19 protein-coding genes and 7 tRNA genes are annotated in these 22,880 nt (G+C 27.9%); 17 read left to right on the forward strand and 9 right to left on the reverse strand.

Annotated features, from left to right (window positions below; genetic code table 11):
• Nucleotides 1–16 precede the first annotated feature (16 nt).
• Together H2279_RS03650 and H2279_RS03655 are read right to left on the reverse strand one after the other, a co-directional pair.
• The gene (locus H2279_RS03650; protein ID WP_337195633.1) at nt 17–3,049 is read right to left on the reverse strand and encodes a YobI family P-loop NTPase; all 3,033 of its coding nucleotides are present in this window, start codon (nt 3,047–3,049) and stop codon (nt 17–19) included.
• Between the two features lie 108 nt (nt 3,050–3,157).
• Complete coding sequence (locus H2279_RS03655; RefSeq protein WP_239820633.1) at nt 3,158–3,541, reverse strand: hypothetical protein; 384 nt, start codon at nt 3,539–3,541, stop codon at nt 3,158–3,160.
• A 110-nt stretch (nt 3,542–3,651) separates the two neighbouring features.
• On the opposite strand from H2279_RS03655, the gene H2279_RS03660 reads away from it, so the two are divergent.
• From H2279_RS03660 to H2279_RS03695, 8 genes are all read left to right on the forward strand, one after another.
• A complete protein-coding gene (locus H2279_RS03660; protein ID WP_337195634.1) occupies nt 3,652–4,431 on the forward strand; it encodes an amino acid ABC transporter permease in 780 nt (259 codons plus the stop codon).
• Nucleotides 4,432–4,492: 61 nt separating this feature from the next.
• Nucleotides 4,493–4,568 (forward strand) — tRNA-Lys (locus tag H2279_RS03665).
• A 4-nt stretch (nt 4,569–4,572) separates the two neighbouring features.
• A tRNA-Val gene (locus tag H2279_RS03670) sits at nt 4,573–4,648 on the forward strand.
• Between the two features lie 10 nt (nt 4,649–4,658).
• Nucleotides 4,659–4,735: transfer RNA gene (locus H2279_RS03675), tRNA-Asp, on the forward strand.
• 5 nt (nt 4,736–4,740) lie between these two features.
• Nucleotides 4,741–4,816: transfer RNA gene (locus H2279_RS03680), tRNA-Lys, on the forward strand.
• Nucleotides 4,817–4,830: 14 nt separating this feature from the next.
• Nucleotides 4,831–4,906 (forward strand) — tRNA-Arg (locus H2279_RS03685).
• A gap of 10 nt (nt 4,907–4,916) precedes the next feature.
• Nucleotides 4,917–4,992, forward strand: a tRNA-Val gene (locus H2279_RS03690).
• Nucleotides 4,993–5,002: 10 nt separating this feature from the next.
• Nucleotides 5,003–5,079 (forward strand) — tRNA-Asp (locus H2279_RS03695).
• A gap of 15 nt (nt 5,080–5,094) precedes the next feature.
• On the opposite strand, the gene H2279_RS03700 is transcribed toward H2279_RS03695, so the two are convergent.
• Entirely contained in the window at nt 5,095–6,363 is a 1,269-nt protein-coding gene (locus tag H2279_RS03700; protein ID WP_337195635.1) for an aminotransferase class V-fold PLP-dependent enzyme, read from the reverse strand.
• Between the two features lie 150 nt (nt 6,364–6,513).
• Between H2279_RS03700 and H2279_RS03705 the strand changes: the two genes are divergently transcribed.
• Together H2279_RS03705 and H2279_RS03710 are read left to right on the forward strand one after the other, a co-directional pair.
• Nucleotides 6,514–7,287, forward strand: a complete 774-nt coding sequence (locus H2279_RS03705; RefSeq protein WP_337195636.1) for a DUF234 domain-containing protein — start codon at nt 6,514–6,516, stop codon at nt 7,285–7,287.
• A complete protein-coding gene (locus H2279_RS03710) occupies nt 7,287–8,306 on the forward strand; it encodes a fla regulon two-component system sensor histidine kinase FlgS (RefSeq protein WP_337195637.1) in 1,020 nt (339 codons plus the stop codon). Before H2279_RS03705 ends, H2279_RS03710 begins: the two co-directional genes overlap by 1 nt.
• Here the strand turns inward: H2279_RS03710 and H2279_RS03715 are convergent.
• The 6 genes from H2279_RS03715 to H2279_RS03740 form a co-directional block, all read right to left on the reverse strand.
• Nucleotides 8,299–9,723: a UDP-N-acetylmuramoyl-tripeptide--D-alanyl-D-alanine ligase gene (locus H2279_RS03715; RefSeq protein ID WP_337195638.1), complete on the reverse strand. Its 1,425-nt coding sequence runs from the start codon at nt 9,721–9,723 to the stop codon at nt 8,299–8,301. The genes H2279_RS03710 and H2279_RS03715 overlap by 8 nt on opposite strands.
• A 2-nt stretch (nt 9,724–9,725) precedes the next feature.
• Nucleotides 9,726–10,448, reverse strand: coding sequence for an alpha/beta fold hydrolase (locus tag H2279_RS03720; protein WP_137623693.1), 723 nt, complete (start codon nt 10,446–10,448; stop codon nt 9,726–9,728).
• A 1-nt stretch (nt 10,449) separates the two neighbouring features.
• Nucleotides 10,450–10,665, reverse strand: a complete 216-nt coding sequence (locus H2279_RS03725) for a type II toxin-antitoxin system Phd/YefM family antitoxin (RefSeq protein ID WP_137623692.1) — start codon at nt 10,663–10,665, stop codon at nt 10,450–10,452.
• A 61-nt stretch (nt 10,666–10,726) separates the two neighbouring features.
• Nucleotides 10,727–11,767 carry a D-alanine--D-alanine ligase gene (locus H2279_RS03730; protein ID WP_337195639.1) on the reverse strand — a complete coding sequence of 347 codons (1,041 nt, stop codon included), beginning with the start codon at nt 11,765–11,767 and terminating at the stop codon, nt 10,727–10,729.
• A gap of 13 nt (nt 11,768–11,780) precedes the next feature.
• On the reverse strand, nt 11,781–12,332 hold the full coding sequence (gene ruvA / locus H2279_RS03735; RefSeq protein ID WP_137623690.1) for a Holliday junction branch migration protein RuvA: 552 nt from the start codon (nt 12,330–12,332) through the stop codon (nt 11,781–11,783).
• Nucleotides 12,305–14,167 (reverse strand): flagellar assembly protein A, encoded by a 1,863-nt coding sequence (locus tag H2279_RS03740; RefSeq protein WP_337195640.1) that lies wholly within the window; start codon nt 14,165–14,167, stop codon nt 12,305–12,307. The genes ruvA and H2279_RS03740 overlap by 28 nt, the downstream gene beginning before the upstream one ends.
• Nucleotides 14,168–14,283: 116 nt before the next feature.
• Here H2279_RS03740 and murJ point away from each other — a divergent pair, with 116 nt between their 5' ends.
• Genes murJ through H2279_RS03775 form a run of 7 tightly spaced genes read left to right on the forward strand, consistent with a single transcriptional unit; the run spans nt 14,284 to nt 22,865 of the window.
• The gene (gene murJ, locus H2279_RS03745; RefSeq protein WP_337195641.1) at nt 14,284–15,735 is read left to right on the forward strand and encodes a murein biosynthesis integral membrane protein MurJ; all 1,452 of its coding nucleotides are present in this window, start codon (nt 14,284–14,286) and stop codon (nt 15,733–15,735) included.
• Entirely contained in the window at nt 15,735–17,117 is a 1,383-nt protein-coding gene (gene cysS, locus H2279_RS03750; RefSeq protein WP_337195642.1) for a cysteine--tRNA ligase, read from the forward strand. Before murJ ends, cysS begins: the two co-directional genes overlap by 1 nt.
• Nucleotides 17,110–18,846 (forward strand): ABC transporter ATP-binding protein, encoded by a 1,737-nt coding sequence (locus H2279_RS03755; RefSeq protein ID WP_337195643.1) that lies wholly within the window; start codon nt 17,110–17,112, stop codon nt 18,844–18,846. Before cysS ends, H2279_RS03755 begins: the two co-directional genes overlap by 8 nt.
• 54 nt (nt 18,847–18,900) lie before the next feature.
• A complete protein-coding gene (locus tag H2279_RS03760) occupies nt 18,901–19,950 on the forward strand; it encodes a quinone-dependent dihydroorotate dehydrogenase (protein ID WP_137623686.1) in 1,050 nt (349 codons plus the stop codon).
• Complete coding sequence (locus H2279_RS03765) at nt 19,947–21,188, forward strand: M16 family metallopeptidase (RefSeq protein ID WP_337195644.1); 1,242 nt, start codon at nt 19,947–19,949, stop codon at nt 21,186–21,188. Before H2279_RS03760 ends, H2279_RS03765 begins: the two co-directional genes overlap by 4 nt.
• A gap of 1 nt (nt 21,189) precedes the next feature.
• Nucleotides 21,190–22,086: a 4-hydroxy-tetrahydrodipicolinate synthase gene (dapA, locus tag H2279_RS03770; RefSeq protein ID WP_337195645.1), complete on the forward strand. Its 897-nt coding sequence runs from the start codon at nt 21,190–21,192 to the stop codon at nt 22,084–22,086.
• Nucleotides 22,086–22,865, forward strand: a complete 780-nt coding sequence (locus tag H2279_RS03775; protein WP_337195646.1) for an enoyl-ACP reductase — start codon at nt 22,086–22,088, stop codon at nt 22,863–22,865. Before dapA ends, H2279_RS03775 begins: the two co-directional genes overlap by 1 nt.
• The last annotated feature ends 15 nt before the right edge of the window (nt 22,866–22,880 follow it).

The raw sequence follows: 22,880 nt of genomic DNA on the forward strand, positions 1-22,880 counted from the left end.
TTTTAGATTATTAAAATTATTCATTATATTTTACTATGGTTCTATAATAGTTTTTTTCTTTTTTATAGCTAGTTATAAAATGTTTTTCTTTTAATTTTTCTAGAAGTTTATAATTATATTCTTTAATTTCTATTTTCACATGCTTTCCATCTTGAAGAGCAATTTTTTTGTATTCGCCACCAAGATTGTTTAGAATATCTAGAATATCTTGAGTTTTTAAATTATCAATTTGTTTATATAAAAAAGTAATTTTTTTATCAATCTCATTATTATTTTGGATTACTTGTTTAATTGTGCTACTATTAAGTTTTTCTTTATCTTTAAATTTTTTATAAACAAAATCTATTAATTCTTTATTTTTGTTTTTATTTAATAATAGTTCGCAACATTCTTTTAGAATATTCTGTTCTATATTATTCTCATTTTGAATTAAATACTTAACTATTAAATTAAAATTATATCCTAAATTTAATAAATACTTTATATTTTCAATTGTGCAAATTAATTTATTTTGTTCTATTATAAAAATTTGTAAATTTTTATTAACATCATTAAGAGAATAAAATTTACATTCTTGTTTTTTAATTATCTCCTTCTTTAGTACCTCATCTATATTATTGTTTATAAGTTCGATTACTATCTCTTCGCTTTCTTTGGTGTTATATTCTAATTTTAAAAATACATTTTTTATATATTCATTTAAATTTTCTTTAATATAATTAAATAGATTATTGTTTTTTAGTTCTTTAAAAAATGTATAATTTTTTTCATTAAACTTATTTTTATTTTCTTCTCTTTCAGCAAATAATGTTTTAAAATTATCAATATTTATTTCATAACTATTATTTTCAATAATATGATTATATAATACATACTGTATTTTAATGTCATTTAGTTTTTTAAATTTAATTTTAAATTTTTCAATAATATCAATAATATTTTTGGAAGTATTTTCGTCATTTGGGCCTATAAATGATAGTGAAGATATATTGGAAAAATAAATTTGCATATTTTTACTTTTAAAAATTTCATTTAAGTTAGCTTTAGAGGCCATCTTAATAATATTTTTTAAATATTTTTCTTTATTTTCAATTTTTTCAACTATACTCCAAAAATCATTAATATTTTCAATTAAACAATTAATTACATCTTTGCAGTTTTCGTCTAATAAATTTTTATAAAATTCTAAAGGATTAGTATCTTGTAAAAATTTACAAAAATTACTAAATTGTTGATTGTAATTTTTATAATTTTTAATAAGATGTAAAAATAATTGAATATTTAATATGAAATCACAGGTGAAATCATCTGATTTTAAATGATCTAAAACTTTATCCACATTGGAAAGTTTATAGTCAAATCCTAAATTTTCTTTTTTATGTTTAAGGTTTAAAACAAATTTTTTATCATTGTCTGTTAGATCATCATAGGTAAAATTTGAAATATATTGATCGTAATCTTCATCTATATAACCTTGTTCGATAAAATATTTTATCATATCCGCGTATTTATATTGTTCTATGTTTTTAAAATCAATATATTTGTAAAAATCTTTTAATGGAGAATTAGAAAGTATATTTAAAGATTTAATTTTTTTTTGATATTTTTTATTCACGTCTTTTACATCTATCTCAGAATAGTTATCAAATATTTTACAGTTGTTAACAAGTTTTGAAACTAATTCATAATTATTTTCTATATCTTGTTTGTTATATCCTAAATTATCATTTCGATCTATATATATCCTATCATAGCTTGAGTCGCTAGAAATAAGATTAAACAATTCTTCTGCGTAGCTCTTGGCAATATAAGATACTAATTCACTTTTTTTAGTTTTAATGTAGTCATTTTTAGATTTTAAAATATTATGTAAATTACCTTCACTTTTCTCCAATTTTGAAAATTCTTCTGTATTGAAAAATTTATACACAAGTAAAGCAAAAAGTTTTGTATTTTTTAATTTATCATTTCTATTAATATTAAGCTTATCTTTATAAAATAAAAATTCATTATATATGTTGTTTATTATTCTTATATTGTGCATATATAACGAAACATACTTTAATAAATCTTCATCTATAAGCATATTATCTTTTTCAAAATATTTTATTATTTTTTCTTTTGAATTGTGAGAATTTATATACGGTATTTTTATTAAAATAAAATCAAAAAATTTAGTTCTTTCTTCGGTATTTTTTAATATAGAAGGTTTAATTGCGTATAAAAAAGTTATTTTATGTTTTATGCCTTCATAATTATTTAAAAAATAATTTAGTTGTCTAAGTCTTGTGAAAATGTCAATCTTGTCAAATCTGTCTAGATCTTGAAAAACAACTATCCGAAATTTATTTTTTTTAAAAAAATATAAAATTTCATCTAGATATTTATTGAGTAAAGATTTTTCATCGATTTGGGAAATCTCAATATCTTTGCTTGTAATTTTATTTATTGTGCTGTTTTTAATAATCAATAACATCTTATAAAAATAAAAATATAAAATAAGAAAATCTATAATACACAAAGTACATACAATGAAATTATTATAGTTTGAAATGTCAAAATTAGATTTTAATAAATTTTTAAAAGTTTCGTCAAATATAAAAAAATAAGAAAATATCAAAAGAAAAAAAGATGTAAAATTTATAAGAGCTTTCCAGAAAGACACTTCACTTATTCTTTTGAATTTGGATAAAGGAATTTTAGATTTTTCAACCCTATAAAATATCTGCTCTAATATTATTTTTTCTATAGTTTCTATTTTATTATCTGTATTTCCAAATGTTGCTAAAGAAATGTCTAAAATTTTATATTCATTTAAATACCCGTATTGTTTTTCGAAAGATTTTATAAGGCTGGTTTTTCCTGATCCGTATTCCCCTTGGATTGCAATATTTTTCACTTCTTTGTTATCAATAGCATATTTTAATATTTCAATTTCTTTGTTCCTTGTATCATCATAGTGCGGAGTTGAAAATTTATATTTTTGAAGTTCTTCAGAATTTATTGGACTATCACTGTATGTTTTTTTAAAAAAATTTCTTATTTTCATAATCAACATCACCTTGATTTTAAATATATAAAATTATACCAACAATTAAATCTTTTTTAAAAATCTTATGTTGTTTTCAAGTAAAAAATTTAAATTATTGCAATGAAGTTATTTAAAAACTTTATAATTCTTTATAAAATCCTTTAAAATAACCCCATCGACTCTCAAATCATAAGCTTTTTCCAAATCATCAAAGTTTTCTACCATCATTAAAATTTTGCTATCAAAAAGGTAAAATTCAGCCACTTCTGAAGCAAATTTTGCTAATTTTTCATCTTTAAAGATTAAAAATTTTGCCTCAAATGCATTGCTTAAAAAAATTTCATTTTTATTTTGTATAAAAATGGCAAAATCCAAATTTTCATTTTTTGCTTTTTGGATAATTTTTTCATCATAAAAAAAACAAGAAATTTGATCGTTTTGCAAATTTTCAATTTTTTCTATAAAATTAAAATTCAAATTTTTTGCTAGAGGATGTCCAAAAATTAGCATATTAATTTACCTTTAAAATGATTTTTGAAAATTTTAGTTAAATTTTACTTATAAAAAAATTTGCATACTTGAAATTATAAAAATGTTTTTATGAAGAATAGGAGGATATTTTGTTTATTCAAGAGCGTAAAAACTTTAGACCCATAAAACCACTTTCTAAAATAGCTTATTTATTAAATGCGACGCTTTTGCTTTGTCTTTTGACTTTATTTTTTTATTTTAGCTTTAAAGTGAGTGCTTATCATTTTGATTTTGCTTTATTGCTGGAATACAAAAAAATAATTTTGAATGGATTTTTAAATACTTTATTGATCAGCTTTTTTGCTTTAGGAAGTAGTATTTTTTTGGGTTTGGTGATTTGTTTTTTTAGCTTGAGTAGATTTATAGTGTTGAGATTTTTTGCTTTATTTTATATAGAAATCATTCGCGGAACGCCTTTGCTTGTTCAGGTGTTGTTGATTTATTACATTATTGCCAATAATTTAGGTTTTGATAATAGATATTTTGTAGGGATATTTATCCTTTCTTTGTTTTCTGGGGCATATCTGGCTGAAATTTTTAGATCAGGAATTCTTAGCATTGCTTTGATCCAAATAGAAAGCGCAAGAGCTTTAGGATTAAGTGAAAGGCAAATTTTATTTTATGTGGTTTTTCCACAAGCTTTGAAAAATATCTTAGCTCCTATTAGCGGACAATTGGCTAATTTGATCAAGGATAGTTCTTTATTGAGTGTGATCGCTGTAAATGAATTAACACAAAATGTTCAAGAGGTTAATTCTTATGTTTTTGCTACGCTTGAGGGCTATATAATCTTAGCTATAGCTTATCTTGTATTAACCTTGCCGATCGGTTTATTGTCGCGTTATTTAGAAAGAAAATATCAAAAATGAAAAAAATCCTTGACAAATGAGTATATATTTTGGCATAATCACATTTTTATTTTTGGTTTATGTCTCGTTAGCTCAGCCGGTAGAGCATCTCCCTTTTAAGGAGGGGGCCGTTGGTTCGAATCCAACACGGGACACCACTTTGGTCGCTTAGCTCAGTTGGTAGAGCGCCACCCTTACAAGGTGGATGTCATAAGTTCGAGTCTTATAGTGACCACCATTTTTTAGGTGCAGCGGTAGTTCAGCTGGTTAGAATGCCGCCCTGTCACGGCGGAGGTCGCGGGTTCGAGCCCCGTCCGCTGCGCCACTTATGTCTCGTTAGCTCAGCCGGTAGAGCATCTCCCTTTTAAGGAGGGGGCCGTTGGTTCGAATCCAACACGGGACACCACTTTTTTGGGTTTAGACCCTTTCGTCTAGTGGCCCAGGACAACACTCTCTCTGTGTGGAAACAGAGGTTCAAATCCTCTAGGGGTCGCCATTGTTTTTTTGGTCGCTTAGCTCAGTTGGTAGAGCGCCACCCTTACAAGGTGGATGTCATAAGTTCGAGTCTTATAGTGACCACCATTTTTTAGATGCAGCGGTAGTTCAGCTGGTTAGAATGCCGCCCTGTCACGGCGGAGGTCGCGGGTTCGAGCCCCGTCCGCTGCGCCACTTCTATGATACTTTCTAAAATTTCAGTTTTTTTATACTTTGTTTTAAGGCTTTTATAAAATAATCAACATCTTCTTTTTCATGTGTGTAATGCAAGCTAACTCTTAACCATCCTGGTTTTGTTTTAAGCTCTTGATTATCCTTTAAACCAAGCAAATCATGTCCATAAGGTCCAGCACACGCACAGCCTGCACGCGTTTCAATGTGATGAGTTTTGCTTAATTCATAAGCAAGATCATAAGGAGAAATTCCTTTGATATTGAAAGAGAAAATGGGCAAACGATGGGTTAAATTTTTAGCATAAAGAATCAAATCAGGTATTTTTTCAATTTCTTTTAAAAAATATTTTTTTAATTCCTCATCTTTTTTTTCTATTTGAGAAATTCCTAAAGAATCCTTTATCTTAAAAGCTAAACTAGCACGGATAAGCTGTAAAATTCCAGGAGTTCCGCCTTCTTCTAAAATTTCTTCATTGCAAAGATAACATTGAGAAGTTCTTGAAACGTATCCTACGGTTCCACCTGCTGCAAAACTAGGCTTGTTTCCGCAAAGATTTTTTTTGATGACTAAAAGTCCAGAGCCACCAATACCTCCGATGAGTTTATGCGAGCTTATAAACAAAGCATCATAATATTTGCAAGATATATTTTTATAAGGGATAAAGCTAGAAGCATCAAAAGCCACTATGCCTTTATATTTACGCACTAAATCACTTATGCGTTTATAATCACTCAATATCCCAGTTACATTAGAGGCTAAAGAAAAACTAGCAATAATTTGTCGTTTTTTATTGTTTTGAAGAGTTTTTTCTAAAAAGTCAAAATCTATTTCTCCAAATTTATTTAAAGGTATCCTTATACATTCGCACAAACCTTCTCTAAAAGATAATTCATTAGAATGATGTTCATAAGGCCCAACAATTACTAAAGGCAGCGTGTCTTTTTGTATTTGAGCAAAATATTTTTCTTTCACTAGTGGAGGTAAATAAATTCCAAGTAATTCTTGAAATTTTTTTATCGCACTGCTTGATCCAGTTCCACAAGCAATAAGGGCAAAATCTTTATTTAACTTGAGACTTTTTTTAATATCGTCTCTAGCTTGTTCATAAAATTGTTGAGTTTTAAAAGAATTTAAAGAGCTATCAGAATGGGTATTTGCATAGGTTGGTAATATTTTAGCGATTTGTTTTTCTACGCATTTTAAGGCTAAGGCACTTGCAGTAAAATCAAAATGCAAAACACCTTTTTTAAGTATAATTTGTTGTTTTAAATCTGAAATTTGCAATTATAATCCTTGTAAAAATTTGATAGAATTATACTATAAATTATTTTGTTTAAAAGGAAAAATATTAAATTTAATCATTTTGCGAGTTTTTGCAGCACTTTAACTTTAGGGAATGTTTTTGATTTTTATAGTATTTTTGATGGTTTTGATATGCTAGAAAAAATCGATTTTAATCAAAATATTTTTTACAATATAGAAAATTTACTCCTCAAAGACTATCTTAGAATAAACACTCAATTTAATTTTGATGAAACTACTTCTTACGCGCTTTCTCTTTTAGCTAAAAACAATAGAAAACGTTTTTCTATTAATAAAAACATACAGCATTTTAAAGCTTGGGCTATTTTGAGATACCTTTTAAAAAATGGCATTTTAAAGCTTGAATACAGCAAGGAAATTAAAAAAGTTAAAAATAAAAGAGAAAAGTTAAAAAAAGAATTAAGATCCTATGTGGTACAAGATAAACTTATATTTCAAAATCATTTTACACGTTTCTTTTTTTATTTTTTAAAGCCCCATGAAAAATTCATTTTAGAGCAAAAATATGATAGAGTTTTAGAAATCATTAAGGAGAAATTCGAACTTTATCAAAGTTTTTGTTTTGAACAACTCTCAAGAGAGTTGATCGAAAAGAGATTTGATATTTTGGGAGTGCAAAGTTATTGGAATAAGGATTTGGAAATAGATTTGTATTATCAAGATGAAAATTTGAGTTTAATCGGAGAAGTTAAATTTAAAAATAAAAAAATTTGCAAAAACATCTTAAATCTTTTAGAAATGAAAGCAAAAATCTTAAATTTAACGCCTAATTATTATATTATAATTTCAAAGAATGGTTTTAGTAAAGAATTTTATAAAATAGCTAAGCAAAATTTGCTTTTAATGGATATGAATGATTTTAAAATTTTATTAGAGGAAAAATAATGAATGAAAATATTTTAAAAAGTTTGGATGCGACTGAAAAAGAAACCTTGCAAAAGGGTTTAGAAAGCCTAATAGAGCAAACTTATGTCATAGAAAATGAATATAAAGTTTTAAATGAAAATTATAATTCTTTACGTGCGATGGTTGATGAGATTATCGAGGTTCTGCCTAGCGCACTTTGGATTTTGGATAAAGAAAAAAGTATTATTTTGCAAAACAAAGAAGCTTTGAAAAATCCTAAATTATTAAGCAGTATCAGTCTTGAAAAAATGCGTGATGAACTTGAATTTGAGGGAAGATTTTACGCTGTAAAGATCATCGCACACAATGAAAAAACTATTATTTCAGCTACAGATATTAGCGATGAAAAACGCAATGAAAGACTTGCGAGTATGGGGAGTGTTGCTGCGCATTTAGCACATGAAATAAGAAATCCAATAGGCTCTATATCTTTACTTGCTTCCACTCTTTTTTCTAGGAGTGAGCTTAAAAATAAACATATAGTACTTGAGATGAAAAAAGCCATTGATAGAGTAGAGCGTATAGTTAATTCAACTTTATTATTTACTAAAGGTGTGCATATAAATACTTTGAATTTTAATCTTTTAGAGTTAAAAGAAGAGTGTGAAAGCGCAATCAGTTCTTATAATTTTTCTTCGCCAATCCAATTTGAATTAAATTTTTTAGATATGCAAATTTATGCCGATAAAGCACTTTTAGGTTTGGTATTGCAAAATTTAATCTATAATGCTATTGATGCTATAGAAGACAATGAATGCGAAAATCCAGAAATAAAAATCATAGCAGAAGCTAAAGAAAATAATTTAATTTTGAGAGTTTATGATAATGGTTGCAAGATCAAAGATGAAAATTTGGTTTTTGAGGCATTTAAGACGACAAAGTTAAAAGGAAATGGTTTAGGCTTATCTCTTTCTAAAGAAATCATTAATGCCCATAGAGGGGAATTAAGCTTTGAAAAAGAGCCTAAAAATTTTTATTTTATTTTGCCTCTTACATAAAACTAGGAGCATCATTAGAAAATAAAATCAAATCTCCATTTTTGGTTTCTTTGGCTAAAGTATTTACTAGTTCAGATTTTTCTTTTAATATGATTTTTTTGATGCTGAGTTCTTTTTCAAAAATTTCAGCATTTACATTGGCTGTGATGATAGCTAAATCAAAGCAATCATTAATGATTTGTGCGAGTTTGATATTTTCTTCCTTGCTAACCTCTATAATTCCAGGGCTAACTAAAACTTTACGTCCTTGATAAAGTTTGCATAAAAGATAACTTGCACTCATTCCTTTAAAATTGCCATTAAAACCATCATCGATAATGAATTTTGGCTCTTTAGAAATGATTTGTAAGCGATGCTCTACGGATTTGATATTTAAGATATTTTTCTTAATAGACTCAAAATTAATACCTAAATAATGAGCGCAAAGTATGCAAACACATAAATTTTGAGCATTAAATTCTCCTAAAATTTGACTTTTAAAAGTATGCAATTCTTGTTTGAATGATATTTCAAAATTTAAACCTTCTAAATTTGAATCAATATTGCTTATTTTATCATCATACAGAGTGATGATTTCATCTTCTTTTTTTAGTGTGCTTGTATGAAGAAAAGCTTTTTCTAATCTTTTAGAATTTAGAGCTTCAAGCTTTGTTTGTCTGATATTATCTACGCTTTTAAAATATTCTAAATGCGCATTTCCTATTTCTCCTACGATGCAAATTTGTGGCTCTAAAAAGCGAGTGATTTCATCAATATCCCCTTTAAGTCTTGCGCCTGCTTCTGCGATATAGATTTGAGTTTGTTCATTTAGATTGTTATTGATATCTGCAACTATTCCCATAAGAGTATTTACAGATCTTGGAGTTTTATAAACTTTAAAATCATCTTTTAATAACTCATAGAGAAAATTTTTAATGCTTGTTTTGCCAAAACTTGCCGTAATGAGTATGATTTTTAAATTTGAAAGACGGTTTAATTTTGATTTGGCTTGTTTTTTGTAATATATTTTTGAAAAGAGATCATAAATTTTTAAACTTAAAAGTGCTAAGACTAGAGTGCAAAGATTAAAAAGAAATGAAAATCTTAAGGCTAAGATAGCAAAAAGAGCGTTATAAACAAAAATAAAAACAAAAAACCATTTTACCTTGCTAGTAAAGATGAGTTTTTTATCTATGCTTTTATTCCAAAAATATAAAATTGGAGCAAGAATAATAAAATAAATTAAAGAATATAAAGGAAATGCTAAAAACATCAAATAAGGACAAAGTAAAAAATATAAGTGCCATAAAGGCTTATGATAGTGAAAAACAATACGATTTAATTTATAAGAATACCATTGTAAAGCACTAATAAGATAAAAAGATATGCAAAAATTAAACAATAATGAATTAATAAAATAAAGAGCATTAATCAGCATTTTTATCCTTTTATTTGTTTAGCTATAAAAGCAGAATGTTTTAAAAAGAAAAAATGATCCCCTTCTAAAGGATAGAAATTGCTATTTTTAATAAGCTCATGCATTTTTTCTCCACTTGATAATGGGGTAGCTTGATCATCAATGCCCCAAAAAATATAAGTTTTTGCTTCTATTTTTGAAAAAACATCTTTCAAATCCTCATCCACTACATTTTTAAAAGTTTGATACATCGCAGCATTTAAATTTGAAGCATCCTTGCTTGCAAAATAACGATAAAATTTACCCAAACCAAAGATTTTTAAAAATTTAAAAATAGCAATTTTTAAGCGAATTTTTAAAGATTTTGGAGCAAGAATTCCAGAATTAGAAAGCAAGATTAATTTTGAATTTTTAAATTCCAAGGCAAGTAAGGCTGCTATTTTTCCACCAAAAGAATGACCCATGTAAGTATCAATATCGATTTTTTTTTCTTGTAAAAATTTTTTTATAATATTAACATAATCTTTACTTTGAAAAGCCTTTATAATACTTGATTTTCCAAATCCAGGCAAATCAAGATACAAATGGCAATAATTAGGAAATTCTTTAGCAAAAGCTTGTTTCATTAATTCTTTATTAGCCCCCCATCCATGTAAAATAAGTAGAGTTTTTTTCTGATCTTGATTGATAATTTCATAGCTTAAATTATAAGTATTTTCTTCATAGATAATTTGAGTTAATGCCATTTTAAACCTTTTGATTTTTATAAATATTTTCTAAAAGTTGTATAGCATTTTGTAAGCGTTCATATTCTGTCATGTTAAGCATTACAGCTTCAAATTTATTGTTTTTTAAAATAACGATTTTTCCCGTTTGACTTTTTTTTAATTTTTCCATAATAGGGCTAAAATTTCGAACAACCTCTGTGGCTGTATAAATTTCATCTTTTTGAAAGGTAAGCATAGCATTTCCTAATAAATACGTTAAATTTTATGTAAAATTTAACGTATTTTGACTTAAAAGTTTATAATTTGCCCTTTTGTCCATTGATTGAATGAAGGAAATTGTAATTTATTTTGATCTTGTTTTCATTTTTAGCATTTTTAGCAAGTTTTTCTAAAAGAGTATTGAAATCTTTAAAAAGATAATTAGCTAAAGAACCTGGATTTGGATTGATTTCATTGAGATAAACTTCGTTATCTAAAATGAAAAAATCACATCGTATTAAAGCGCCTTTAAACAATGGATTATAAATCCTTTTAAAATTTTCTTTAAGTTTTGTTTTTAATTCTTCACTTAAATCAGCTTCGATAAGCTCATTATTGCCAGAAAAGCTAAGATATTTTTGTTCAAAATCTAAAAATTCTTTTTTCTTAGGCTCTTCTATGATGGAAAAAACAAAATCATCATCGATCATACAACCAGCAAGATTGTATTCTTTGACATTGCTTTTAAATTCTTCCACAAGAATATCTGTATCAAATTCAAAAGCCACATCTTTGGCGTATTCGAATTCTTTTTCGTTATTGACGATACTTATACCTATACTACTACCAAGTCTTGATGGTTTTAAGATTGAAGGAAATTTTGGAGTAAAATTATCATTATGATTTTTTCTAAGCATAGAATAATCAAGCGTTTTAACGCCTACATTTTTTGCATAAAGTTTGGTCAATTCTTTATTAAAAGATAAAACACTCGCTTCAAGTCTTGGTCCGATGAAATTAATGTCAAAAAATTCTAGCAAAGAAGCTATTTTTCCATCTTCTCCATCTTTTCCATGGATAAGATTGATCACGCATTCCATTTCGATTTTGCTTTCGCCTATAAAATTTTTAACATAAAATCCTTTTTGTTTTAAAAATAATTCTTTTTCTTTTGTATAAGATCTTGTGCTAAAAGTTTTTGAATGCATTTTATCATTTGGAATGAGATAAAATTTTTTATCTTCATCGCAAAAAATAAAGGTTAAATTTGTCTTAAGAACTTTTTTTAAGACTATAGCACTTACAATGCTAATTTCGTGTTCGTATGAATTTCCTCCAAAAAGTATCGCAAAATTCATTTATTTTTTCTCCTTATGCTAGTTTTTTAAGTGCTTCTTTGATAAGATCGCTAGTATTTGTTCCTGTGCAATCGCGTAAAATATTTAAAATTTTATCCTGTTTAAAACCTAAAGAAATTAAGGCCGCTAGAGCTTCATTTTTCTCATTGCTGATATTTTCAAGATTCTTTTTATTATCACTTAACTCAATGATGATCCTTTTTGCAGTTTTTGCTCCAATTCCTGGAACTTTTTTTAGCAAACTTTCATCACACGTACTTAAAGCTTGATAAAAAGAATTCACATCCAAGCTTGAGCAAACTGCCATAGCAGTACTTGCACCAACACCATTAACCTTTAAAAGCATTTCAAACATTTTTTGTTCATTTTTATCCAAAAAGCCATAAAATCTATTAGAGTCTTCTTTGATAATTTGAGTGATCAAAAGCTCACATTTTTCATTACTTTGAAGTTTGGCGGAGCAAAAAAGAGATATAAAAACTCCATAGCTAAGCCCACTAGCACATTTTAAGACTATAAACGTTGGTTCTTTTTTTGTTATGATTCCTTCGATGGCAACAACCATTCTGTATCCTTTTTATCGTAATCGAGTTTTTTGTTGATTTCTATAAATTCTTGATTGTTTTCTGTGTTTTTTTGCAACCCTATAAATTTAGCACTTTCATTACTAAAAGAAGAATATAAAATATCTTTTTTAGGTTCTATCAGTGAAAATTTTATTTCATTCATATCATTCCACTTACCACTTTTATTGATAAATTTGGCTTCAAATAGGCTTTGTTCAAGCACTACTAATTCAGAATGCAATTGTTTTTTAAGTTCTAAAAGTTCTTTTTCTTCGTTGATCGCTTTATTTAATTCGCGATTTTGAAAAGAAAATTCTTTTAAGGCTTTTTCATATTGTGGAGGTATATTTTGTCCTTGATTTTTAAGTTGAATTGCTTTTTTTTCTATATTTAAAATACTATTTTTGTTAGATGATATAAAATGTTTTAATTTATTGATTTTAAGATTAAGGGTGGATATTTTATTTTTAATGTCTAAAAATTCCTTATCATAATCTTTATCAAGTGATTTTACTTTAATATTGAATTTATTATTTTGACCTTTCATATTTTCAACTACAGCGCAGTCATAGAAAACACAAGTATTATTATTTTCTAAACTTTCTACATAAACTTTTTCAGCTTGTATTGTTCCGCCTAAACTTTTTTTAATTTTTACTTCCTTGGCTTTAACTGTTCCACCTTCGAGTAAATCTATATTTAATATTTCACCCTCTGCAAACCCTCTGTGAGTTTTAATATAGCCTTCTTTTGCATAAATATAAGCCTTAGAATGCGTGATGCCTTCAATTTTCATTTTTGTAGCTTTTAGGTGAGTATTACTACCCACACTTCCAGCGATGTTTAGTTCTTCGCATTCTATTCCAACTCCAGAATTAACAGCATCTTGCATATCGGAGATGAATTTTATATTGATTTTGACATTTTTATCAATTCCAGCACGTATGATACCTATATTTTTAAAATCAACTCCATTAAATTCTAATAAATTATTAATATCAAAACGATCAGATTCTTCGCTTACGAAACCTTTTTTTAAGGCAATATAATCTGTAAAATCCTCATTTTCAACCGCTTTAAACGCAGAAGAGCAGGTAAATTTAATTTTATTTTCATTAGCGCTTAAAACTTTTAATACTCTTAAATTTAAATCCTTACCTTCTTTTCCTTGCTTAAATTTAGTATGCTTTAAAACAACTTCATTTTCATCTACGGCTATAATACCTGATCTTTTTTCATCGATGGTGTAATTTTTAGCCTTTTCTTTGTAAAGCAAAATCAGTTTTTCATCTTGACTTTGAATAGGATCAATGCCTCTAGCTACATTAATTTGCACTATTTGATTTGAAGGATTTAATTTATGCTTATTACAAGCACTAAGAAGTTCTTTTTTAAAATTAAAAATGCGAATTCCTATTAAAAATTTAAGTTTAAGCATCTTTTTATAGATATTTTGCAAAAGTTCAAGAGCTAGTTTTTCATGAAACACCAAAGAACTAAAATCAATTTGCGCGACTATTTTTGTGAGGTTTTTATTGGCGATGAGTTTTACTGCATGTGCTAATTTATCTTCATTTGTCCGATGAAAAATTTCTATTTTATATTCTTGTTTGATTTTTAAATCATTTTTTAGAAATACTTCATCTTTTTCAAAAAGACTTAAATCCTTTTCTGAAATTTTTTCCCATTGATTGTCGTTAAAACAATATTGGGTTGAAAATGCCAAAAGTTTAAAATCAAGTTCATTTAAATCAATATTTGTTCTAGATGATACTTCTAAAAGTTCTTGATTTGGATCTTCAGTGTAAGAAATAATTTTTTCATCTAATCCCAAAACTTTTCCTTGTAATTAAATCATTTTTAAAGCAAATTATAGTCAATTTTTAATCAATTTTAGTTAAAATAAAATCTTTATATTTAAAAAAATGATGAAAAATTTTCAAAAAAACAATGAAAAATTTAGTATTTAAAAATTTTATTATTAATGCCTTAGGAATTTTATGTTCTCGTGTTTTAGGCTTAGCTAGAGATATTTTAATCGCTCTTTTTTTAGGAGCTGGACTTTATAGTGATATTTTTTTTGTGGCTTTAAAAATGCCCGCTTTTTTTAGAAGAATTTTTGCAGAAGGGGCTTTTGGGCAAAGTTTTTTGCCTAATTTTGTAAAGGCACGAAAAAAAGGAGCGTTTTGCGTTAGTATTCTAGTTCAGTTTAGCTCAATTGTTTTTTTATGCTGTCTTTTGGTGAGTTTTTTTTCTTCTTTTTTTACTAAAATTTTTGCTTTTGGTTTTGATCAAAAAACTATTGATATTGCATCGCCTTTAGTGGCGATTAATTTTTGGTATTTATTTTTTATTTTTTTAGTTACTTTTTTTGGTGCAATTCTAAATTACAAACAAAAATTTTTTATCACTTCATTTAGTGCTGCTTTATTTAATCTAAGTATAGTGATTGCTGCATTTTTTGTTGATAAAAATGAACCTTTAAAAACGCTTTATTATTTTTCTTATGCAACGGTTTTAAGTGGTGTAGCACAATTAATTTTGCATTTAATTATCTTAAAAAATAATCCCGTTATTAAAGCAATGATATTAAGCATAAGATTAAAAAAAGCTAAAACAAAAATGAAATCATTTTATGGAAATTTTTTTCATGGAGTTTTAGGTTCTTCTGCAACTCAAATCAGCTCTCTTTTAGATACCACAATCGCGAGTTTTTTAATCAGCGGAAGTATTTCTTATTTGTATTATGCTAATCGGGTTTTTCAACTTCCTTTAGCACTTTTTGCCATAGCCTTAACTCAAGTTTCTTTTCCTAAAATTTTAAAGCATTTAAAAAGCAATCAAGAAAATCTAGCTTTAAAATTCATGCAAAGAGCGATGATATTTTTAAGTGTTTTATTGCTTGTTTCAAGTATTGTAGGTTCTATTTATTCTTTAGAAATTTGCCAGCTTTTGTTTCAAAGAGGAAATTTTACCCATTCAGATAGTATTACAACCGCTTATGTTTTAATAGCTTATCTCATAGGACTTCTTCCATTTGGTTTGCAAAAGCTTCTTTCATTATGGCTTTATGCTAAATTCAAACAAAAAACTGCTGCTTTTATAGCATTTAAAGCTTTATTTATAAGTCTTTTGTGTTCGATTGCTTTTATAATTTTAATCAAAGATGAAAATTTAAAAGTTATAGGAGTGGCTTTTTCGAGTTCTTTAAGTGCTTTTTATTTGCTTGGAGCCAATATTAAAGAATTTGGTTTTAAGAAATTTTTTGGTTTAATATCGTTTAAATTTTACTTTTTAATCATAATTGCTTTAGTAATTTTTACTGCAATACTTTATTTGACAAAGCCTTATGTTTTAAATATGTTTATTTGGATTTATATGGGATTTAAGGGGATGATTTGATGAAATTAATGGATAGTGTTAAAAAAGAAAAAATTCATTTAGATCAAAAAAAAATCAATATTTATTTATGTGGCCCTACTGTTTATGATGATGCGCATTTAGGACATGCTAGAAGTAGTGTTTGTTTTGATTTATTACGTAGGGCTTTAATCGCTCAAGGCTGTGAAGTCAATTTTGTTCGAAATTATACAGACATTGATGATAAAATTTTAAAAAAAATATCTGAAAGCGGAAAAAACATCGAGGAATTAACAGAATTTTATATACAAAGCTATGAAGAGGATATGAAAAAATTAAACGTCTTAGATCCTAATTTAAAACCTAGGGCAACCCATTTTATCGGGGAAATGATTGATTTGATTTCAAGATTAAAAGAAAAAGGTTTTGTTTATGCTTTGGAGGATGGTTTATATTTTGATACAAGCAAAGATAAAGATTATTTAAGTCTTTCTAAGCGAGGCTTAGATGAAAATATTTCTCGTCTTGATAGTGACGTTAAGAAAAAAAATGAAAGCGATTTTGTACTTTGGAAATTTGATGAAAATTTTTATGAAAGTAAATTTGGCAAAGGCCGCCCAGGTTGGCACACAGAATGTGTAGCTATGATTGATTCTATTTTTAAGGACACACTTGATATTCATGCGGGTGGAATTGATCTGCTTTTTCCACATCATGAAAATGAATCCGCACAATGTCGTTGTGGCTGTGAAAGATCTTTGGCTAAAATTTGGCTTCATAATGGTTTTGTCAAAATCAATGGTGAAAAAATGAGCAAAAGTCTTAACAATAGCTTTTTTTTAAAAGATGCACTTAAAGATTTTATGGGCGAGGCATTGAGATTTTATCTTTTAAATTCACATTATAGGGCGCATTTTAATTATTCTTTGGAAGATTTGCATGCTGCTAAAAAACGTCTTGATAAATTTTATCGTCTCAAAAAGAGACTGGATATGGATAATATTTTAGACTTTGATATGACGCAAAATACAACATTTCAAAGCGACATTGCACAAAAAATTTTAGGAATTTTAAATGATGATCTAAATATCTCTAAAGCTTTAGCTTGTTTGGATGATTTTATCAATAATGCTAATTTAGAATTAGATAAAAAAAATAAAACTTTAAAACAAGATATTAAAGATTCTTTAGATGAGTTAGCTAAAATTTTTGGTTTTGGCTTTATGGATGCAAAAGAGTATTTTCAATGGGGTGTGAGCGAGGATAAAAAAGCTTTCATTGAAAATGAAATTTTAAAAAGAAATGAAGCAAAAAAAGAAAAAAAATTTAAAAAGGCTGATGAAATAAGAGAAAATTTAGCTAAAGAGGGTATCTTTTTACAAGATACGCCAAGCGGAACAATTTGGGAGTATGAAAATGTATAAAGAAATGAATTTAAAAGAAGTTTTAATTCGCTTTAAACCTTTTTATAAGCAGTATTGGAAGCAATTTGTTATTGTCGGAATAGGTATGCTTCTAGCAAGTGGTGGAACTTCAGCGAGTGCTTATATGATAAAGCCTATTTTGGATCAAATTTTTATAGATAAAAAAGAAACAATGCTTTATTTTGCTCCTTTTTTATTTTTTTTGATTTATTTTCTTAAAAATGCGGGTTCTTATTTGCAAACTTATTATATCTCTTATATTGGCACAGATATATTAAGGATTTTGCGTTCTAAGGTTTTAAAAAATATCTTGCGTTTGGATATGGATTTTTTTAAACGGCACAGAAGTGGAGAGCTTATAAGCCGCTGCACTAACGACATAGGTGCTTTACAAAATGTAGTTTCTAGTGTCATTCCAGATTTTTTAACTCAACTAATTACAGCTATAGGACTTTTAGGTGTGGCTGTGTCTCAAAGTCCAAGATTGGCTTTTTTTGCTTTAATCATTTTTCCAATTACTATTATTCCTTTATTTTATCTTGTTAAAAAACTCAAGCTTTATGCAAGAAATATCCAAGAAAAAAATTCTGATCTTTTATCTCGTTTAGGAGAAATCTTTTCAAATATAGAATTAGTTAAAGCCAATAATGCGCAAGAAAAGGAAAGGCAAAAATTTGATCAAGAAAATAAGTCTTTTTGTAAAATTATTTTAAAAAGCACAAGAATTAATGCTTTAACAAGTCCGATGATGGAAGTTATAGGTTCTATCGGAGTTGCGGTTATGATTATAGTTGGTGGGCACGAAGCAATTAAAGGAAATGTAACCGTTGGAAGCTTTTTTGCTTTTATTTCGGCGCTTTTTTGGTCTTATACGCCTATAAAAAGACTTTCAAATTTATATGGAGGTCTTCAAGGAGCTATAGCGGCAAGCGAAAGAACTTTTTATTTGTTGGATTTAGAGCCTGAAATTAAAGGTGGAGATAAAGAATTAAAAAGTATAAAAAATATTCAATTTAAAAAAGTGGAATTTGCTTATGATAATTCTTCTAAAAAGGTTTTAAATGGAATTGATTTTGAATTCAGCAAAGGAGAAACACTAGCACTTGTAGGTATGAGTGGCGGTGGAAAATCTTCTATTATTAATCTTTTGATGTATTTTTATGAAAAAAATAAGGGTGAAATTTTATTTAATGATGTAGATATCCACCATTTTAACATTGAAAGTTTAAGAGATAAAATAGGGCTTGTGACTCAAAATATTTATCTTTTTAATGATAGCTTTGCTGAAAATGTAGCTTATAGTGAAGATTTAGATGAAGAAAGAGTGATTGAAGCTTTAAAGCTTGCTAATGCTTACGAATTTGTAGAATCAATGGGCGGAATTTATGCTGAAATAAAAGAGCATGGAAAAAATTTAAGTGGAGGGCAAAAGCAACGTATCGCTATCGCTAGAGCTTTGTATAAAAATCCAGATTTATTGATTTTTGATGAGGCAACTTCAGCACTAGATAATGAAAGCGAAAAGGCTATAATGAAAACCATAGAAAATCTAAAAAAAGAAAGATTGATCTTAATGATCGCACATCGATTAAGTACGGTTGAAAATGCAGATAAAATCGTTGTTATTGACAAAGGGCAAGTTTTAGCCATCGGAAAAGATGAAGAGCTTTTGAGAACCTGTGAACTTTATCGTAAATTCAAAAATAAAGAAAAAGAAATGAAAGCTTGACTTTATTTTAATTTTGTTAAAATTTTATATTATTTTTTATTTCAAGGAAAAACAATGTATGAACAAATAAAGCCTTTGCTTTTTAAACTTCAACCAGAATCAGCTCATTATTTAGTGGAGCATTCTTTAAGAGGACTCAATGCTATTTTTCCAGCTGCATTGGGCTTAATGGCTAAGAAATTTGTTGTAAATGATGCAAGCTTGAAACAAAATTTATTAGGACTTGATTTTAATTCTCCAGTAGGCATAGCAGGTGGTTTTGATAAAAATGGAACCATGATTAAGCCTTTAAGTGCATTAGGCTTTGGCTTTTTAGAGTATGGAACTTTCACTCCTAGACCTCAAGAGGGAAACGAGAAGCCAAGAGTATTTCGCTTAGTAAAACAAGAAAGCATACAAAATGCTATGGGTTTTAACAATAAAGGATCATATGAAGTTCGATCGCATGTTTCAAAAGTTTATCCTTTTGCTTTACCTTTGGGTGCAAATATAGGTAAAAACAAAGACAGTCAAAATGCTTTGGAAGATTATTTTATTTTATTGAGAGAATTTAAAGATTTGTGTGATTATTTTGCTATTAATATTTCATCTCCAAATACTAAAAATTTAAGGGATTTACAAAATGATCAATTTTTAAATGATTTATTAACAGAAGCAAAAAAAATCACTCCAAAGCCTATCTTTATAAAAATAGCACCTGATTTAGATGTTTCTATGGCTATAGCACTTTGCCAACAAGCAATAGAAAAAGGTGCAGATGGTTTTATAATTGCTAATACAAGTACAGATTACTCTTTGATTGATAATGGAAGAACCTTTGGTGGTATCAGTGGAAAGCTTATCCAAAAGAAAAATGGTCTTTTCTTTAAAGAATTGGCTAAAGAGCTTTTTTCTCATACTCTTTTAATTTCTTGTGGGGGTATTGATAGCGGAAAAGAAGCGTATGAACGTATAAAAAATGGAGCCAATTTAATTCAAATTTATACCTCTTTAATCTTTAAAGGGCCAAGTATAGTAAAAAATATCAATCAAGAATTAATTTCTTTATTAAGGCAAGATGGTTTTATGCATATTAGTGAAGCCGTGGGGGCTAATCTTAAATGATTGCTTTTGAAAAAATTCGTTTAAAAAATAAACTTGAAGTTTATGCCCTTCCTGTAAATAAAAATAGCGATGTGATCAGCGTTGATATCTTTTATAAAGTGGGGTCAAGAAATGAGATCATGGGTAAAAGTGGAATTGCCCATATGCTTGAACATTTGAATTTTAAAAGTACAAAAAACCTTAAAGCCGGTGAATTTGATGAAATCGTTAAAAGCTTTGGAGGTTTGGATAATGCAAGCACAGGCTTTGATTATACACATTATTATATAAAATGCGCTAAAAAAAATTTAGATAAAGCTTTAGGGCTTTTTGCTGAATTAATGGCTAATTTAAATTTAAAAGATGAAGAATTTCAGCCTGAAAGAAATGTTGTTTTAGAAGAGCGTAGATGGAGAACGGATAATAATCCTTTAGGATATTTGTATTTTAGACTTTTTAATCATGCTTTTATGTATCACCCTTATCACTGGACTCCGATAGGATTTTACAAAGATATAGAAAATTGGACTATTGAAGATATTAGAGATTTTCATAGTATATATTATCAACCTAAAAATGCTATTTTACTTGTTAGCGGAGATATAGAGCATCAAGAAGTTTTTGATCTTTCTAAAAAGCATTTTGAAAACATTAAAAATACAAAAACTATCCCAAAAATTCACACACAAGAACCTAAGCAAGATGGTGCAAAAAGAATTATTATCAAAAAAGAAACTCAAACTCAAATTCTTGCTGTAGCATTTAAAATTCCAAATTTTAAACACAAAGATATTCCAGCCTTAAATGCTTTATCAGAACTCTTAGGAAGTGGAAAAAGCTCCATTATGAATGAAATTTTAATAGATAAACTTCATTTAATCAATGATTTTTACGCCTTTGCTAATGATTGCATTGATGAAAATTTATTTATTTTTATTTGCAATTGTAATGTAGGGATTAAAGCTGAAGAGGTTGAAAAGGAACTTTGGAAAATTTTAGAGCAAATCAAAAAAGGAAAATTTACAGAAAAAGATTTACAAAAAGTTAAAAATAATATAAAAAGTGATTTTATTTTTTCACTTGATGCAGCAAGTGCGGTTTCTAATATTTATGGTTCTTATTTGGCAAGAGGGGATTTAAAACCTTTATTAAATTATGAAGAAAAAATAGAAAAATTGACTTTATTGGATTTGCAAAAATGTGCTAAAAAATATTTTGATGAAGAAAATTCCACAACTTTGATTTTAAGAAAGGATTAAAATGGATAAAAATGTCATCATTGGGGCGATGACAGCACTTGTTACCCCATTTAAAAATAATAAAATCGATGAGCAATGCTATGCAAAACTTATTCAAAGACAAATTGATAATGGAATTGATGCCATAGTGCCCGTTGGTACGACTGGAGAAAGTGCGACTTTGACCCATGATGAACATAAGGCTTGCATTGAAATTGCAGTAGAAGTTTGTAAAAATACAAAAGTTAAAGTTTTAGCAGGAGCTGGAAGTAATGCGACACATGAAGCTGTCGATTTGGCACAATTTGCAAGAGATTGTGGAGCTGATGGTATTTTAAGCGTGGCTCCGTATTATAATAAACCAACCCAAAAAGGACTTTATGAACATTATAAAGCAATTGCAATGAGTGTGGATATTCCTATTCTTTTATATAATGTTCCAGGACGAACAGGTTGTGATATTGCTACAGAAACTGCTATTGAGCTTTTTAGAACTTGTGAAAATATTTATGGGATTAAAGAAGCAAGTGGAAGTATCGATAAGTGCGTGGATTTGCTTGCACATGAACCTAAGATGGTTTTAATCAGCGGTGAAGATGCGATTAATTATCCTATACTTTCAAACGGTGGAAAGGGGGTGATTTCGGTAACTTCAAATTTATTACCCGATAGAATCAGTATGCTAACGCATAGGGCTTTGGAAGAAAATTACAAAGAAGCAAAACAAATCAATGATGAACTTTATAATATTAATAAAATTTTATTTTGCGAAAGCAATCCAATCCCTATAAAAACAGCGATGCATATAGCTGGATTGATAGAAAATTTAGAATTTAGACTCCCACTTTGTCCTCCTAGTAAAGAAAACTATGCTAAAATACAAGAAGTGATGAAGCAATATAATATTAAAGGATTTTAATGAATCAAGAATTTCAAGGAAAAACTTTAGTGATTAGCGGTGGAACGCGTGGAATTGGTAAAGCTATTGTGTATGAATTTGCTAAAGCGGGTGTCAATGTAGCTTTTACATATAATTCTAATGCACAAATCGCAGAAGAGATGATAAAAGATTTAGAAATAAACTATAAAATTAAAGCAAAAGCTTATGAATTTAATATTTTAGAACCAGAAACTTATAAAGAACTTTTTGAAAAAATTGATCAAGATTTTGATCGCATAGATTATTTCATTTCAAATGCGATCATTTCAGGTCGTGCGGTAGTTGGCGGATATACTAAATTTATGAAATTAAAACCTAAAGGAATTAATAATATCTTTACTGCAACAGTTAATGCTTTTGTCGTTGGTGCCCAAGAGGCGGCTAAGAGAATGGAAAAAGTAGGGGGAGGAAGTATTATTTCTATTTCTTCTACTGGAAATTTAGTTTATATAGAAAATTATGCAGGTCATGGAACAGCAAAAGCAGCAGTAGAAGCTATGGCAAGATATGCAGCCACTGAACTTGGAGAAAAAAATATCCGTGTGAATGTTGTCAGTGGTGGCCCTATTGAAACGGATGCTTTAAGGGCTTTTACAAATTATGAGGAAGTTAAACAAGCTACTATTGATTTAAGTCCGCTTAATCGTATGGGGCAGCCTGAAGATTTAGCTGGCGCTTGTCTTTTTCTTTGCTCTTCAAAAGCAAGTTGGGTAACCGGACATACTTTCATCGTGGATGGTGGAACTACGTTTAAATGAAATTTATCATCTTGA

Source organism: Campylobacter sp. B0100352/1 (assembly GCF_020135855.1).
In the GTDB taxonomy this organism is placed as follows: domain Bacteria; phylum Campylobacterota; class Campylobacteria; order Campylobacterales; family Campylobacteraceae; genus Campylobacter_D; species Campylobacter_D taeniopygiae.

Coding starts and splice junctions, on each gene's coding strand:
- dapA (WP_337195645.1), top strand. CDS start 21,190: ATGGATAAAAATGTCATCATTGGGGCGATGACAGCACTTGTTACCCCA.
- H2279_RS03730 (WP_337195639.1), bottom strand. CDS start 11,767: ATGAATTTTGCGATACTTTTTGGAGGAAATTCATACGAACACGAAATT.
- H2279_RS03755 (WP_337195643.1), top strand. CDS start 17,110: ATGTATAAAGAAATGAATTTAAAAGAAGTTTTAATTCGCTTTAAACCT.
- H2279_RS03725 (WP_137623692.1), bottom strand. CDS start 10,665: ATGCTTACCTTTCAAAAAGATGAAATTTATACAGCCACAGAGGTTGTT.
- H2279_RS03710 (WP_337195637.1), top strand. CDS start 7,287: ATGAATGAAAATATTTTAAAAAGTTTGGATGCGACTGAAAAAGAAACC.
- H2279_RS03760 (WP_137623686.1), top strand. CDS start 18,901: ATGTATGAACAAATAAAGCCTTTGCTTTTTAAACTTCAACCAGAATCA.
- H2279_RS03650 (WP_337195633.1), bottom strand. CDS start 3,049: ATGAAAATAAGAAATTTTTTTAAAAAAACATACAGTGATAGTCCAATA.
- ruvA (WP_137623690.1), bottom strand. CDS start 12,332: ATGGTTGTTGCCATCGAAGGAATCATAACAAAAAAAGAACCAACGTTT.
- H2279_RS03720 (WP_137623693.1), bottom strand. CDS start 10,448: ATGGCATTAACTCAAATTATCTATGAAGAAAATACTTATAATTTAAGC.
- cysS (WP_337195642.1), top strand. CDS start 15,735: ATGAAATTAATGGATAGTGTTAAAAAAGAAAAAATTCATTTAGATCAA.
- murJ (WP_337195641.1), top strand. CDS start 14,284: ATGAAAAATTTAGTATTTAAAAATTTTATTATTAATGCCTTAGGAATT.
- H2279_RS03715 (WP_337195638.1), bottom strand. CDS start 9,723: ATGCTGATTAATGCTCTTTATTTTATTAATTCATTATTGTTTAATTTT.
- H2279_RS03765 (WP_337195644.1), top strand. CDS start 19,947: ATGATTGCTTTTGAAAAAATTCGTTTAAAAAATAAACTTGAAGTTTAT.
- H2279_RS03655 (WP_239820633.1), bottom strand. CDS start 3,541: ATGCTAATTTTTGGACATCCTCTAGCAAAAAATTTGAATTTTAATTTT.
- H2279_RS03705 (WP_337195636.1), top strand. CDS start 6,514: ATGCTAGAAAAAATCGATTTTAATCAAAATATTTTTTACAATATAGAA.
- H2279_RS03775 (WP_337195646.1), top strand. CDS start 22,086: ATGAATCAAGAATTTCAAGGAAAAACTTTAGTGATTAGCGGTGGAACG.